The sequence below is a fragment of the Bordetella pseudohinzii genome, from assembly GCF_000657795.2.
In the GTDB taxonomy this organism is placed as follows: domain Bacteria; phylum Pseudomonadota; class Gammaproteobacteria; order Burkholderiales; family Burkholderiaceae_B; genus Bordetella; species Bordetella pseudohinzii.
In genome coordinates this window covers 27,455-42,927 of the sequence record NZ_JHEP02000003.1, presented here as the reverse complement: position 1 = coordinate 42,927, position 15,473 = coordinate 27,455, and the positions used below count along the sequence as shown (strand labels likewise).

Here is a 15,473-nt window from a genome sequence, read left to right as displayed (position 1 = left end):
AGAAGCACGTCACCTGACGCGGAAGACCAATCTTTTATGAGTGGCACGCGCGGCACCCTTCTTGACGCGCAGGCTTGCAGTCACTCGTCTTCAGGCTTCGACTACGATCAAGCACGCGAGTCTGTAAGGTGTGTTCCAGTCGACCTTGCAGCCATTCCTGCAACATGTCCATTGCTAAACAGGCTGCTTGAATGGGTGCGGTGGCGGAGAAGGGCACAAATAGCCCCTCGCAGCCGTGACCTTTGAGAACCGTCGGCGTGGGCTCATGGAACACTTGGTACGCCTCATTCTGAGGGGGTTGAGAAATGCAACGGGAACAGGCGTGTTCCTTCGAGTACTTCATCAATGCGCGAACTGCCAACCCAGGACCCTCGACCCAAGTAGCCAAGACTGGTACCGTCTTCGAGTACTTCCACATCAACCAGTCGGTCAGGGACTGCGTGCCAGTAGCGTCGATGAGGACACCAACACTCTGAAGGTCTAAGGTCTTCACATCAACCGCTTTTGCCTCAATGTTGGTACCAGGTGACAAGCGCTCCAGTTCGCAGGCCAGCTGCGAGGCTTTGTTCTTAAACAAATGAGGCATTCCGAGGCGGTGTCGGCCAAGATTCTGAGGGCCGAGGCAATCGCAATCTACCAAAGTCAATCGACCACCCGAGGTTCCAGCACCTGCTTTGACAAGCATCTCCGCAAGAAAACTCCCAATTGTCCCGCAACCCACCACCACCACATCCAACGCCGCAAGCGTCTTAGCTACTCCTGGCAGACTGCGTTCGGCCATGTATTGATCGTCGATGCGGACGAAACTAAGCTGAGCGATCGTTTGCCCATAAACTTCCTGTCGATAGTTGCGAGGCTGGCCTAATCGACGCGCAGGGCGTTTAAAAAATACGATGAATCCATATTGGAGGGCGGGAGAGTCGATGATGACCGTGACATGCCCGGCGCCAATGCGATAGTTGTGAACAACCTTGTCTTCAATGCGCCGGCGGCACCCGGGATCAAGCTGTGACTGCCACTGTAGTAATGAACCGACGTTTTTTGGCGGCCAATCCTTCTCTAAGGGGAATGGACGAACCGTCGTTTTCACTCGAATGGTGGTGATCGGTTTTGGCTCGAGAGTATTGCCCAGGGCATTGAGCTTTCTTTCAGTCCTTTTTTTATCATCCGTGACTACAAATGCGAAGTCGTCGGTCTCTTTCACGAAGTACGCTGGGTGGGAGCCGGCAACGTTGCCCTGGATATCCAACAGGCAATTTACGTCCCCCCAATACTGGAAAAACTCGTCGACCAAATCTTCCCGTCCTTCTCCCGCAAGAACTTGTGCCAGCACATCCCCCGCACGCTGAAGGCAAGCCAATGTCTGACCAATCGGATCGAATAGGTCGAAAACGACCGATCCCGCCGCCAGATAGCATAGATAGCCTCTCGCAGTCAGATGAGGCAACAGCTTGGGCAAATCCTGAGGCAGTGACTTAACTTTGACAAGCGGGATGCCATCCAAGGCTCTCGGCACTAAAAATTCGCACGCATAGCCCTTTCCACGCGCGTCAAGCTGGCCAGTGAACTTCATCCAGGCATGGCCGAACTTTCCGACGTACGTGTAGCCATTTCGCTTAAGCTGCTCAACATAAGCGCTTAACTCAATGCCGGTGATAGTCATCCTGCGTGGGTCGGGCCGACGAGCGGCGTAGGGCCAGCCTTCGCTGGCGTGGAAGCGATGACACTCGCAACCCCTGCGGTTGCGGTCGTTGCCGCCACTGAAGTAGCAGCGGCGATAATCTTTACTCGATCGGGTCGGTTTGGAAACCTATGTCCAAACTGACCACGCATCCAAATCACCCCCTGCACCGCATCGCTAGCAGCAAGCGTTGCCTCCAGTACACTGGCAAACTGATCGAACTTCAGCGCTGCTTCTTCGACTAAGTCGCGTCCCTCGGCCAAACCAGCTTTGCGCAAACGGTCTGTAAGCGATTCCGACTCGTCCGTCGGATGCGAGACTCCAGTACGTAGTGCTCTCGGGATTCCTTTCGCGACGTTCAAGAGAGACAGGTCATCACGCCCGATCTCCTGCTGAAAAATCGGCACCGCTGCCGCCATTAACAGAACCGAAGCGGGTCCACCAGACTTCCATTGGTGATCTCGAAATGCCTTCAAGTAACGAATAACCCGCCGCAACTGACGACCTTGAACTTCGACTTGGTCAATGAACCAATCGTTAAGAGGGCGAGGGTCGGAGGGCATCCAATTTTCGTCACGGTGGGCAAGAAGTACCTGATCAAGTGGTAGCGTATCCCACCGGTCTATGCTGTCGTTCAGAGTCGCGGAGTCCATGGCCCTTGCCTCCAGCGCCATCGACTTCTTCAGTTTCTCGAACTCATCGTCGGGGATTGCATAGAGCGGAACATCGATGTGCGCAGACGTACTGATATGGATACGAATACAAGTGGGCTTCACCCCCCCGAATCTCCAGCTCTTCGCCTTCACAAGCGGCGCCAGTGCGTCCTCGGCAATTCTGAAGAATGCTTCAGCCGCCACACTCGGGCGCTTCGTTTGCTGAGTGACGAAGGTCATCGGCAGGTAGCAACCATCATCGATGTCTGCTTCCTGTGGAGGCTGACAAGGGGCGTTCAGCGTCTTATAGGCCCACGAACCCTGGGTGAAAAAACGTGGCTGGGGTGCCTTGCCAGGCAGTCCAAGTTCAGCGTACTTCTTGGGAATACCCTCTCTCAGAGCGGCACGCACCAGACCTTTGGCATTTTGGATTTCGGTCTTTTGCGTGGCGTCCAAATCGAGGAGATCGAGCAGGGCGGTTTCGTCCGCATCCGACGTAAAGAAAAGCTGGCTTAGATTCAGCATGCAAAATGACTCACGTTATGGGATCAAAAAAGTACGTCGTCGAAGGCATTGCTTAGACCTAGCGGTAGGCCAAGTTCCGGCAAGAGGCGGCGCCAACTTCATTTTTTTGCCAGCATTACTGCCGCTTCCCTTTCTCCCCGCCAAATCCGCTTTGGTCAGATTTGCCCCTACATCTGGCCAGATCAACAGTTTTCAATATAGTGAAAACCCGTATGTTCGTTGCTCAATAAATGCCGAAGCATTCTCAACCGGGTAGCCTCAGACCGGGGTCGCTGTTGCGGAGACCGACGCGAACCTCGCATCGTAAAGCTCACGAACGGCTCTGAAGGTATCGATGCCGTCGACCTGACGTTGAACAAAAACGAGTTGTAGAGAGCCATGAGTGGGAGAGTCGGTAAGGTAATTTCCCTTCAGTTTTGTACCACCCTCGATGAGCTTTAGCTCAGCAGCTCCGGTTGTCTGCTTGCGCTCCGTCATACGCATAATTTGAAAGCGGTACATATAACGCAGGTGGACTGTGTCATGCTTTTCGTCGACATCTAGCGTCTCAGCAAGGGTGACACTGTCCTGACGCTCTGTATATGAAAGAAGCGAGTACGTCAAAAAAGTCTGCCTAATGACGAATGCGATGGGGATACGCTTTCCGACGCTTTCATCGTCCGACTCGTAGCTGGTGTCGAGATGGCCGAACCAAACGCCATGAATTATTGGACGCCCAGTTAACCGAGCCAGTCGGCCGCACCTCCAAGGGCGTTTCAGTGCCCAAAGGGAAAACAAGACGGCCCAGCTCGCCCCGCTGACTAGGCCGAGAACTAGCGCGGACGTCGCGTCCGCGTCAAAGAAGTAATGGCGAACGATTCCGACTAGGCCTGCGAGCGCAACCGTGCTTGACGAGACGAACAAAAACGCCTTCTTCAACTCCCCAGTTGACATGGAAACGTTCGCCATCATCTATCCTTTCCAGACAGCATCGCGGCCATCCCTAAACAAATGAATCTCGCCACTCTGAGACACAATTCCCACACACTCGATTCCGGGCAGCAGAGACGTAAGTAGCGCGGCCATCAAACGGGCGCCGCTGACGTGAAACCGATGATCTGCACCTTCGGGGATGGGTGGCGAAATGAATTGAGACACGTGAGTGAGTCGCCAGCTGTCGACACAAACGAAGTGAAAGCCGTCGTGCAACGGGACTGACGGGACGGAAATTTTCGACAGAGTAGCTGTCAAGGTGATATCCGCAAATTGCTCAAGAGCCACATTTTCAGCACTGGCGCCGAGTTGCAAGTGCGGCAAATCATCCAAACGTTCGTAGAACACGATGCCAACACCGGAAAAATCCTGACTACGTAGATCGGCAATGGTTCGGAGAACCTGCCTGGCTCGCTCTACCAAGTTTGCGGTGCCTGAGGAGCATGGACTGTGTTTCATCAAAATGAATCTAGGCTGGCGGTACGGAAATATCCTCATGCGTTGCCATAATTGGATGTACAACGTTTCAAGGAATAGAACTTCGCGCGTTATAGTTGCTTTGGTCTTGGACCCGGTACTGACAGAGGTCGTTCTACCAACAGCTCGGGGCGTTTCATTGCATCCACGAAATGCGTTTTGATGCCGGCTAGCATTCGATACCTTTAACCTTAATATTTTTCTTATCCGCTACTCCCGCTGTTGATACGAATAGTATCTCGTAAGCCGGTGAAGATGCCAAGCTATGCAATCGTTGTGAGACGCCTTCAAAACGTAAGGCGATGGGCTGGTCCATGTGCGGCTTGCGTCGCAGTTTCAGCCTCGATCCATCGATGGTAGTTGCACTCCCAAAGTGACAAGCCAATCTTCAATTTCGCGTGTGCGAGCGTAGAAGACCTTTCCACACTTCTCCAATCCTCTTGAAGAAGCGGGGTTCATACCCATCTCTGCGAGCGTCCGCACAACCTTCGTTGACCGGGTCTTCAGCGCTTCTGCGATCTCTGTGGCAAAGACATAATCTTGTCGAAATCTCTCCACCTCCGAGCGTGTTACACGGGCACCGCATCCCCGCTTTGGCATTAGCGGTTCGGCCTTCAAGAAGCCGTGTCTCACCAACCAATAGGCCGCCTCCTGGTTCATCCCGAGCAATTCAGCAACTTTGGGAATGCTGAACCAATTTGCCAATGCTGGCGTTCTCTGCTGACGCCACAATTGCAGTGTTTTCCGGTCGAATGTCCACCTTGCGAGACCAGTGCCTTCTGGTAGCAAGCCCTCCAACACCAGCGTGCCGTCCCGAACTGCCTCCACAAGCTCGACGACTTCATCATCACTCCACGTCCAATACCTCAATACATGCGACAAGGAGACTTGCGACTCCTCGGGTACCGTGATTTCTGGTAATCCGAGGCCGATGGCCAAGTAAGCATCCACGTCGCCTCTACGAATCCTCCATTGCGTAGAACCTTTCTGGCTCGGAGCACGATACGCATTAGGAAACAGCAGTCTGACGAGTTCTCGTAGCCGAATTTTCCCTAGGCCAAGCTGCTCGGTTGCCGTGGTCAAGTCCATCTCCGTGAATTCTGCCGACGATAGAGCGCTGACCTGATCGAGCCTCACCATCAGGAAGCGCCTGCCCGCCGAGGAGACAGACTCATCACCGTCAAGGATTCCTTCCGCGACCAGCCGCCGAATACGGCCCTGGGTTACCCCCAGTCTATGAGCAGCCGCCTTCGCTGAAGTCCATTGCACCTGAGAAATCAGCGTATCCGCTAATCGGCGATTTCGTCGAGCAACACCTCCTCGCCAGAATTCTGCGACCCATTGCTCAAATGCAGCGTGAACGTCCCGATAGACCGTAGGAGGCAATCCTCTGTAGATATAGCGATAAGTTCGCTCGAACGTTTTAGAAAGCCCTTGCTTCTTGTTCGCCGCCATCTTCTGGATAGCGGAGAGCTGATCATGAAATGCCTTTGGCCAATCACCAAGGATGGCAGCAGCGACTGATGAGACAGGCCACGACATCTCCATCCTCGCAGCATTGTGTATTTTTGCCGTCTTTCTCATGCCTCCAGGATCCAGGTGCGTGCCGAGGAAGCGCACCAGGCGCTGTGATTGATCTAGGTCCAAATGCCGAAGCGGCTTCAGGTCGCACAAGGGTTTACGGCGGTCGCTCAACTTGGAGGCGAGAGCTGCCGCCAAGTTGATGACTCCAGAAGGAGCTTCTGACGTGGGCTCCGATCGAAGATCAGCACCGCACTTGCATCGAAGCATCTGAGGCCTTCCCCACGACACGCATTCACCGCATGACGAACAGAGATCGACCATCCAGACCTTGTGCTTCACGCAAGCGTCGTAGTAGCACAATTCCCACTCAGCAAGCCAAGTGGGTTCTTCTCGCAGGCATTCAGGACAAAAGCGCGAGTATTTGACGTTCCAGACTCGCAACTTACTCGAGCGAAGTTCGCTGACGTGATCAATCCAACTCCACAGTTCAGGATCTATCCCCTGCGCTGGAATTAGCCCTTGCCGAAATAGCGCTGCGGTGTCGAATGCCACGCCCAATTCAGCTAAGTCACGGACCTGCAACTTATTGGAATCGTCCAATCTAAGCAGATAGCCGCCTGCGCCCTCGGTTCTGAAGGGCGGTGTCTTGAACAGCAAGCCCGCCATTACGGCCTCACCTTTGCGGCGTTTAAGCTCACACGTTTCGCCACGACAGAGCCAACCAGATCTTGGCTCGTGTGCAGATAGAACACTTCCCCTGGTCGATCTAAGGGCCTCAAATACGAGTCGGGATGGAACGGGTTCAGTCGATCAGGTACCGTGCCACACACGCAATTACGAAATGCGGCCGCCAACGCGTCCAAACCTATCTCGTTATCTCCAACACTAGCCGCAACACTGACAGCTCCTTCGAGGACCTTGCGAACATAGTCGAGCAGACCGTAGCTCGCAACGTGCATTCGTCTCGCCATGTTGGCCTCGTGTAAGGGAGTAGCCATCGGCAACGGCAGCTCTTCTCCGAACAACTTCAACACGCTGCGAAACTCCCGAAAATCTGCATCGGACGCCATTCCAAGCGGCGTAAGTGCATACCGGGCAGAGAACCTTCTGGCCAGTTGCTCGTTAGCCTCGACCACAGCAATCGCCTCGGGCAATCCACAAGCCACCACAGCTACATTCGCGATGCTAATCAGGTTCTTCAGCCAGTCGGTGACGTCACGAAAGTACTGAATCGTGGAGGCATAGAACAGATGGTGAACCTCGTCCAGAATCATCAGCTCCAATCCGCACCGATCAAAGAACTCAAGAATTAGCGCGGTCTTCTGCGGACCGCTTCCGCGGTGTGCCTTTGGATAGCCGAGCGCGATAAGAATCGTCTCGCTGAGGCTCTTCGCCGTAGGCGACGAAGGAACTGTCAGTCTCAGCACGGGAATGCGAGTACCGGTAAGCGTAGTCTCGTGAGCAAACTGACTCGCATAGGACGACACAAGAAGGGTTTTTCCAGCACCTGAGGGTCCTGTGATGAGAACTCCACCTCCCGATCCGAACCGTTGTCGCGAATGATGCAACTCCGCAATGCGGCACAAACCCTCGCTAAACCGTCTGTGCTGTATCGGCACTATGGGTAGCCTGAAGCCGAACAGAGACTGCCGCTGCGCCAGGTCACTAGGTAATGTCCGGCAGAGGATATCTAGCGGCGTGTTCATCACAACTCCCCGCCGAAAGTGCCCATTTCGGGCAACTCATCATCTAACCCTGGCGGTAGATCGACGGGGCTCTTCGGCACCATATGCTTGTGTCGTTGAGGGGTCGGCATCGTAGGATCCGACTGAGCTGCACTGTCGTGCCCAACCAGTCTTCGTGCATTCTTGCGAACTGCCATTTTTTTGGCCTTCACTGCACGTTGTACCTCTGCTTCCAGTGCGCCTCGTGCCTCTAACATCTGATCCAATGAAGCCGCATCACCATGATGGACGCGTGCCAATTCGCGAAGGCGCATGTGCATCTCACGGTTTAGGCCCTTCGTGTATTCGGCGCGGACGCTGGGAACCCGCAGGTAGTGCTTGGCGTCCGGATCGAAGACATGTACGTGGTCGACGGTTTGATCGTAGAACTTCAGGTCCACAGGCACGCTTTTGCCGTGCCGCCGACGAATTTCCTGAAGCGGGATATTGTTGTAGTGCAATCCAGCAAGTTCGATGCCGTAATGAAAAAGGGTCCGGGTAGCTGGTATACCCGCGATCACATCAAGTTGCTCGGGGTTCTGTGGCAACTCGATCACTCGCTTGACCGATAGCTCGGACCATTTCTCCAGGGGTGATCCGCCCAGACACTTGACGCGTCTGATTGCATATATATCTACGATCCACTGAGTTAGCAATTGGTGGGCTAGCTCTAGAGTGATCGCCGCCTTGTCCTCTGAGGGATAGTCGCCGCGTTGCATAACTCCTGAGAACGTCGTGCCAGGCAGCCTATGGATTAGGCCTTGGTTCATCGTTCTAAAGAATCGCTCGATGCTACCTTTGTGCTCCGGAGTTCTAGCACCACAAAACAGCATCTGAACGCCAATCTCCTGGCACGCCTTTTCCAGCGCCGATGAGTGCAGATCCATCCCGTTATCTATGGCGATCAAATCTGGGATGCCATGTGCCGGCCAAGAGCCCTTGATTTCTGGATATTGAGCAAGCCACTTCGTCTTTGGCAAGATGCTGCGTGTCAAGCATTGCAGCACCGCATGTGCGTTCGGCGTATTCAAGCCGAGATAGAACCCCATAGGGAACCGTGAGGCTTTGTCGATAGCCATCGTTAGCCATGGCCGACCGAGCGGCAGCTGAGTTTCCCCATCAATCACGATGAGGTCGAGCGGAGTGTGATCGATCTCAACGCGTTCAAGCACTCCGTCGACTCGAAGTCCGCCTAGTGCTATACGGTATTTTGCTCGTGCGGCGTCTGCTCCTAAGCGCGCTCCATCAACAATGTCCTGGCGAAGACCATTCAGCCAGCGATACACGGTCGACCTCGCGGGACATATGAGTTGTTGATCCGAGGGGCGTGCTGCGTTAACTGTTGCGAAGTGCCTAGAGACACGTTCGAAGACCGCCACCTTCGGTTGCTTCTCTAGTGTGAGGAACACCTCCGCTACCGCTTGTTCGAAGATTTCGTAGGAAGAGGCCGCGCGGCCAGAAGCCCTTCCTCCTTTTCGAGGAATGAGCGCATCGATCGACTTCGTAACCCGATACTTGCGCCACCAGTTCTGCACGGACGATGAGCAAGGGGGGTTTTCGTCCCCAATCTGGGACGCGTGCAGATCGATCAGTTGCTTCCAACGCACCGGCTCGTACCGATTGGTATCGGGCGAGACAGCTTGCAGATACTTGAGCTTGCGAGTCGCAACCTGTTGCTGATGATCGGAGTACGTGGAAAAGTCTCTGGGTGTGGCTACATAGGTGGCCGACGCCATCGTGCCTAAGGAGGCCGGATCCACATGCCACTGCCCAGACAGCCACTTGCCGTGCACCTCATCTGGAGAGAGATTCAAAAGCTCTCCCGCGTCCGAGATGAATTGATATTTTCCAGACGCGAGAGCACGCTCGAGCACCCAACGCGTTTGCACATCGATATAGGCCAGCCCCCGCTTAAATGTAAAGCGAATCATCGTCAACCTCCTTCACGGTTTGAACGACGAGTTCGCCTTCAAGGGGTTGGGACAGGTCGCACACTAAGTGCCCGCGCGCGACAAGCTGCATAAGACCTTGACGGCCCAGTACAGTCTCAAGCGCATTCCAACTGGACTTCAGTGGATGAGTGGGGCAGTCGACGTAGTTGGGTCCTGTTGCCTTGGCCCTAAATGCGCTCGGCGCCTTCAAGTTCTTGTGTAGAGGCTCCCGCCGTGCAATAGCGTCAGTGACGATCTGGAAGTGCTCCTCTCGATGGGCTGCATAGTGCTCCGCAATGCTATTCAGCTTCCCTGCAACGTTCGGCAGCGCCAACTTCGCTAGCGGCTTTGCCTCAATGTGGATGCGACACCCCGTACGCAGATGAGCCTCGAAGTCGGGAAAGTAATCGCGAACCGTCTCACCATCGCTGTATGAAAGGCGGGTTGGTTGCTCCTGATAAAAAGAGACTCCTCCAGAGAACTCCAGCAGGAGAATGACATCTCTCTCGATTAGGGATTCGAACTCCACCATCCGACCAAGCTTTGCCGAAGGGTAGCGGCCTCTGAAGTGCCTACCGCTGCGGGTAATTACGCGTCTGGACAACATGTCGGTTCCTCCTACGATGGCGTAGGGGTGCCCCTACGCATACGGCGCATTGAGAAAAAAACTGAACCCCATGCTGAAATTTTGGGCAGAACTTCACCCTCGCCAGGTTCAGTAACCGCGAAAGATCAGCATGGAGAAGGGGGACGGCCTTGACGCCTGTGAGGGAGAAACCGATACTAGAATTTCCATGTTCAGTACCAAGCTTCAGCGGACAGGCGGGCCCTCGGGTTCGCCTTTTCGTTTTAGGTCATGGCTTTCTCCCCGCGAGACGGCGAGCAGGCCTCATCTAGCCCCCCGGGTGTTTGATTTCTTGGACATGTGGGCAGAGTCAACACGTGGCGTATCAAAGCAATCTGCGCGGAGTTCAAACGTCCTAACTGAGGTTCCAACTCGCGTATCAATTCATACTCCTCTAAAGAGGCCGTCCAAGGCAGACAGACCTGTCGCTTGGACCTAATTAATGCCTCGTTGAGTTCGGCTTGCTCCGCAGACGACAGCCCTAACACTCGCACCAAACGCGCGATGAAAGCTTGCCTTGGAGGGCCCTTGGCGCTGCGTTCAAGGGCGGAGAGATAGCTGGGTTCGTATCCCAACAACCGCGCAACGTCCTGCTGCTTCAAGCCGCGGCTTAAACGAAGAGCACGAAGGTAAATGGCAAATGGACTCATCGCCGCACCAGATGCGGGTTGAGTGCCGGATGCCTGACTTCCAAGCGAGACGGTCGAGGAAACACGCCGCTCTCTCCTCTGTCGTAGTCGAGTAGACGAGGGTACCTGAGCGACCGGGAAAATTGCAAGTTTTCCTTATAAATCAACGAGTTGGTATATCGCTAAACGCGCCTTTTGCCAATAAAAGGCGTCGACTCTGCCGTTCAAATTCAAGCCGTCGTCGTCCAACCGTCGAAACTGCGATCCGTGATGACGCGGTGACGATATCGGCAGACCCTACCGAACTTGCCCTCGCGCTTGGGGCAGCGTTCCTCGTACGACCTTGCCGGTTTATTTAGACGACCGCGGGTCCGCTACACTAGTGTCATCGCTGAAATCGACGATAAGTCCGACCACGGTGACAAAAAGTCGAGACACTTGAGCAGAACTGGAGTCACCCAGCCAAGCTGTCCAGTTGAACGGGGTGCTTTCTTTCGAAGCGCAGATTGCACACATGCATTTGCGGGCGCCGTTCCGAAAAGTTCCGAGCCGGGTGTCTGTGTGTGCGTGCTCCGCAACTTGGAAGGAGGGATGTGGAACCTCCCTCGCCACACGCATACGAATGTTGAAGGCTCGGCTGTTGATCACCAAATTACACAGGGCTGGTGGCTTTCGCCGCAAAGGGCCGACTTGAAATCAAGTCGGTTTTTTAATTGTTTTTCAACAGCTTAGAGAGAACTCGGCAGCAAATACCAAAGTAAATTTCGGGGCGATGTCAAAGCAAATTTGGGTGAATGGTAGCGTCAGCTCCCGCTCTTAAGCTTGATGCCGTTAAGCATGTCGAAAAGACGCTCGACCATGCCCAACACTTCTCGAAGCACTCGTGCTTGCACTTGCGTACGCTGAGTGTGCGCGCTTCGTGCCTTAGCGAGCGGCAAGCGGCCTCGACATACGACTGAGGGTTCGCGTGAGACACCTCGGCTCTGCGTTTTTCATACGCCCTCCATCGCTCACCCAGCGCCCGGGTCTCGACGTTCGCCTTCACATACGACTGACGGGCATCGAGTTTTGACTGCCGCGCCAGTTCGACCGCACTGACTGGACTCGGCAGCCGGGGACTCGCTTCAACTTCGGCAATGATCCGCCCGATACTTCCAACTGTTGCAAGCGGGAGGCCGGTGTCGGCCAATAGCTGTCATTACGTTCCCCCGAGTCTCCTAGACAATGCCGAGTGAGAAGATGGTCACGTAGTGCTAGCGGGTTGCTCGTGAGATTTAAGTAATTCCACACTCTGACCAGCAGAACGCCAGGCCTCTATGCCTCCGAGCAAATACCTAGCGTCGATGCCCATTGCACGGAGGGTGGCAGCCAGCCCCTGGCTTAGCTCATGACCGTGGGCGCAATAGATGATGACGGGCTGCGTGGCTGGTACGGAGTCTTTCCATTCCAGCCACAAAGCGGGATCGAGCCATTGTCCATTGGCAATCGCCACGCCATCCTCCTTGCGCCTGAGCTTGCGACGCACATCTATCAACGTATGGGGAAATTCGGCATTGCGCCAGAGCGCAAGTTCGGGAACAGATATGCTTTGCATGAGGGCCTCCCAAAGGTGTTGTTGCTCAGCCTGGGATCGCGCCTTATGCCGTCGGCATCGCCGGCGGCCATTGATGCGTTTCTCCTTGGCACCACTGACACCATGCGTACAGGGCGTCGTACATGACCATGCCATGGCCGAGCATGACGTGGTCGTCGGTGTAAAGGTGCGACAAGCCCAGCGACAGCGCGTACAGTCCGCCTGACTGCGGGGTCAGGTCCAGGCGCGAAGTGTCGGCGCCGCGCACAATTCCGGCCAGTTGCTGCAACGCCGGGTTATCTGCCAACTGGTACTTATCGAGAAAAGCGTCGAAGCTGCACCGTTCTCCGACATGCGATAGTTCCACGCCTGGGATGTCGTAGGGAATCGCGGCGGCTTCCCTGGCAATGCGTAGAACGTCGCCTGCCGGCACGTAGAGAAATTCTGGCGTTTCGTCGATAAAACGGGCGATTAGCCACGGGCAGGCGATGCGGTCGATCTTAGGCCGTTCACGAGTGATCCATTGCATGATGGGCTCCTGAAAAAAGGACTTAGTGCACCAGTGGATAAACCGCCAAGCCAATCAACGCCGCGCCAGCAACGATCATCGGCTCGGACAGTTTCTTGAATCGCAACAGCAACAGCACTGCCGCTATTGCCAACATCAATGTCGGCACATCGACGAGCGTGCGCCGGGCGATAACGATGACCGCGCCCGCGATGGCGCCGATCGCCGCGGCCGTCACGCCATCAACGAACGCGAGAATACCGGGCAGCTTTCCGTACTTCTTGAAGTACGGCGCTGGAATGATGGTGAACAGATAACAAGGCAAAAAAGTGGCCAAGGCCGCCACACAGGCCCCAGGGAACCCGGCGACCAAATATCCGATGAAGCCCACGGTGATGACCACGGGGCCGGGCGTGATCATGGCTACCGCTACAGCATCGACGAACTGCTTGTCGTTGAGCCACTGGAAGTCGGTGACCACGCCGCCATATAAGAATGGCACGATGGCCAGCCCTGAGCCGAAGACGAAAGCCCCTGCCTTGGCGAAGAACACGCCGATCTGCCAGAGCAGTGGCCAGTCCAGCGTGCTCAGCGTAGCCCCGGCTGGCACCGAAACCGCTGCGGCGACCGACAGATGTCCGGACTTTAGCCACTTGGGTGGCGAGCGCCAAAACCAGACAAGCAAGCCGGCCGCGAGAAACAGCCAGGCGATTTCAGATTCGGTGATGACAGTGACGACGGCCAGCGCCAGATAGATGGCCCACAACAGTTTGTCCTTGCCCACGCTCTTGGTAGTGAGCTTGTAGCCGCTGATAGCAATGATGCCGATCACGGCGGCACTCACGCCGTAGAACACCGCTTGCATCCAGGTCAGGCCGCCGAAACGCACGTATGCCCATCCCAGGGCCACGACCATGAAGAACGACGGCAGCACGAATGCGATTCCCACGAGCGTGGCGCCGAGGATACGGTAATGCACGTAACCGAGGTAGATCGCGAGCTGCGCGGCCAGAGGGCCAGGCGCGAGTTGGGCGAGCGCCAAGCCTTCCTTATAGTCGCCGTCGGTAATCCAGCCCCGCCTGTCCACCAGATCGCGATGCATATAGCCGGCCAGGGCAACCGGGCCACCGAAGCCCAGCATCCCCAGCCGGGTGAAATACCAGACAAGTTGCCAAAGGGTATAGGCGGGTCGCGAGACGAGTGGCTCCGCGCTATCGCTGGCGGATTCTTGAGTGGAGCTCATGGTTGCTCACTTGAACGGAAAAGAGATCAGGCCTTACGCCCACTGGAGAAGTGGGCGTACAGGGAGTCCAGCACAGCGCTGACTTCGGCCAGCAATGCGTCGTCATCGGGCAGGCGTTTGCGCGCGCCGGCCAGCATGGCCTCGAAGCCGGCAGCTTCCGGCGCCGCGGCGCCGCCTACGTCCAGCACATGCACCATTGCGCCGAGGCGCACGAGGCCACGGTTTTCGTCCAGGCCGAAGCTGGCGAGCAGGACCTCGAACGACACCCTGTCGGCCACGTGCGTGAAGGTGGCGCCGTCGAAATCGAAGCCCAGGGCATCTGCGGGGCACTCCGCCGGGGTCTCCAGCCATAGAAAGCGCGCGGACGGGTCAATGAAGCGCTGGATCAGCCACGCGCAGGCAACGCGGTCCACCCAGATATGACGTCGGGTAGCCCAGAGCCGTCCCCGGTAATGAATGGGATCACGGCGTGGGATGCCTCCCTGGGCCGCGTGGGGCTCGCCGGGCGACAGGAGAGATTCAATGGCACTGGCGAAATCGCGCTGCTGCGCCTGCGCGCGCAACGAGGTTTCAGCCGGGAAGAAATCGATCCGGCGCAACGCCTGGTAGCTGCGTTCGTTACGGCGCAACAGGCGATTCAGTTCCGTCGCGTTCAAAGCGGTCAGTGTCTGGCGCGCTTGGGCCAGTTCCATCAGCCAGGCATCGTAGTCGGCCGAGCGGTCGAACAGGGCCTGGAACGAGGCGGACTCGTCGTTGTCCTGGGGCTGGACCCGCAGCAGCCAGGCCTGGCCGCCTTCCTCGCTTGTTTCGGCAGCCAGCTCAGCCAGCTGGGATGCCTGCTCGGCGTGCGCAGGCAGTAGATAGGCGCCGTCGCGCAAGGCGGCGCAGCCCAGGGCCTTGAGCTTGCGCCAGATGCGCATGCGGGCCGTGGCGCCGCCCGTGGGCAGGCTGACAATAAGCAGAAACCAGGAGGGCGCGAGTTGGGTGTCCATAGGGAGCAGAATAAGAAAACGTTGTGATCTCTGCAATCATGTAGACATCACTACATCAGCCTTTTTGTTTCCCCGAATGGCGGCATGGTTTCTTGCGTTATATCCCCCCGGGGGGGATATGATGGCCGCATGAAAAAGCCCGACCCTCATCATCATCACGACGCCGTGGCCAAACGCCTAAAGCGGGCGGAAGGACATTTGCGCAGCATTATTTCGATGATGGAAGAACACCGGCCCTGCCTTGAGCTGGCCCAGCAGTTGCATGCCGTGGAGCGTGCCATTTCCCAGGCCAAGAAGATCCTCATTCAAGACCATATCGACCACTGCCTCCAGGATGCGGTGGGCGAGCTGGACGAGGACAGGCAGCGCGCGATCGACGAGTTCAAAGAAATCACCAAGTACCTCTAAGAACACTA

Annotated in this window: 14 protein-coding genes; 1 reads left to right on the top strand and 13 read right to left on the bottom strand. The window is 56.1% G+C overall.

The window, feature by feature from the left end; all coding sequences use genetic code 11:
* Positions 1 to 34: 34 nt before the first annotated feature.
* The 13 genes from L540_RS21470 to L540_RS04495 form a co-directional block, all read right to left on the bottom strand.
* A complete protein-coding gene (locus L540_RS21470; RefSeq protein ID WP_082149544.1) occupies positions 35 to 1,663 on the bottom strand; it encodes a ThiF family adenylyltransferase in 1,629 nt (542 codons plus the stop codon).
* On the bottom strand, positions 1,660 to 2,859 hold the full coding sequence (locus L540_RS04530) for a CBASS cGAMP synthase (protein WP_043210739.1): 1,200 nt from the start codon (positions 2,857 to 2,859) through the stop codon (positions 1,660 to 1,662). Before L540_RS04530 ends, L540_RS21470 begins: the two co-directional genes overlap by 4 nt.
* Positions 2,860 to 3,117: 258 nt before the next feature.
* Positions 3,118 to 3,810 (bottom strand): Cap15 family cyclic dinucleotide receptor domain-containing protein, encoded by a 693-nt coding sequence (locus tag L540_RS04525; protein WP_043210741.1) that lies wholly within the window; start codon positions 3,808 to 3,810, stop codon positions 3,118 to 3,120.
* The gene (locus L540_RS21725; protein ID WP_131726028.1) at positions 3,811 to 4,179 is read right to left on the bottom strand and encodes a hypothetical protein; all 369 of its coding nucleotides are present in this window, start codon (positions 4,177 to 4,179) and stop codon (positions 3,811 to 3,813) included.
* Positions 4,180 to 4,644: 465 nt separating this feature from the next.
* Positions 4,645 to 6,498, bottom strand: a complete 1,854-nt coding sequence (locus L540_RS21465; protein WP_082149543.1) for a helix-turn-helix domain-containing protein — start codon at positions 6,496 to 6,498, stop codon at positions 4,645 to 4,647.
* Positions 6,498 to 7,538 carry a TniB family NTP-binding protein gene (locus L540_RS04520; protein ID WP_082149542.1) on the bottom strand — a complete coding sequence of 347 codons (1,041 nt, stop codon included), beginning with the start codon at positions 7,536 to 7,538 and terminating at the stop codon, positions 6,498 to 6,500. Before L540_RS04520 ends, L540_RS21465 begins: the two co-directional genes overlap by 1 nt.
* Positions 7,538 to 9,487, bottom strand: a complete 1,950-nt coding sequence (locus L540_RS21460; RefSeq protein ID WP_082149541.1) for a DDE-type integrase/transposase/recombinase — start codon at positions 9,485 to 9,487, stop codon at positions 7,538 to 7,540. Before L540_RS21460 ends, L540_RS04520 begins: the two co-directional genes overlap by 1 nt.
* The gene (locus L540_RS21200; protein ID WP_131726029.1) at positions 9,468 to 10,094 is read right to left on the bottom strand and encodes a hypothetical protein; all 627 of its coding nucleotides are present in this window, start codon (positions 10,092 to 10,094) and stop codon (positions 9,468 to 9,470) included. The genes L540_RS21460 and L540_RS21200 overlap by 20 nt, the downstream gene beginning before the upstream one ends.
* Positions 10,095 to 10,336: 242 nt before the next feature.
* Positions 10,337 to 10,762 (bottom strand): helix-turn-helix domain-containing protein, encoded by a 426-nt coding sequence (locus L540_RS22115; RefSeq protein WP_082149540.1) that lies wholly within the window; start codon positions 10,760 to 10,762, stop codon positions 10,337 to 10,339.
* Between the two features lie 1,222 nt (positions 10,763 to 11,984).
* The gene (locus L540_RS21450) at positions 11,985 to 12,335 is read right to left on the bottom strand and encodes a rhodanese-like domain-containing protein (RefSeq protein ID WP_082149539.1); all 351 of its coding nucleotides are present in this window, start codon (positions 12,333 to 12,335) and stop codon (positions 11,985 to 11,987) included.
* A gap of 43 nt (positions 12,336 to 12,378) precedes the next feature.
* Complete coding sequence (locus L540_RS04505; RefSeq protein WP_043210744.1) at positions 12,379 to 12,843, bottom strand: chromate resistance protein ChrB domain-containing protein; 465 nt, start codon at positions 12,841 to 12,843, stop codon at positions 12,379 to 12,381.
* 22 nt (positions 12,844 to 12,865) lie between these two features.
* Positions 12,866 to 14,065 (bottom strand): chromate transporter, encoded by a 1,200-nt coding sequence (locus L540_RS04500; protein WP_043210746.1) that lies wholly within the window; start codon positions 14,063 to 14,065, stop codon positions 12,866 to 12,868.
* A gap of 26 nt (positions 14,066 to 14,091) precedes the next feature.
* Positions 14,092 to 15,057 (bottom strand): chromate resistance protein ChrB domain-containing protein, encoded by a 966-nt coding sequence (locus L540_RS04495; protein ID WP_043210747.1) that lies wholly within the window; start codon positions 15,055 to 15,057, stop codon positions 14,092 to 14,094.
* A 129-nt stretch (positions 15,058 to 15,186) separates the two neighbouring features.
* On the opposite strand from L540_RS04495, the gene L540_RS04490 reads away from it, so the two are divergent.
* Positions 15,187 to 15,465, top strand: a complete 279-nt coding sequence (locus tag L540_RS04490; RefSeq protein ID WP_048025878.1) for a metal-sensing transcriptional repressor — start codon at positions 15,187 to 15,189, stop codon at positions 15,463 to 15,465.
* The last annotated feature ends 8 nt before the right edge of the window (positions 15,466 to 15,473 follow it).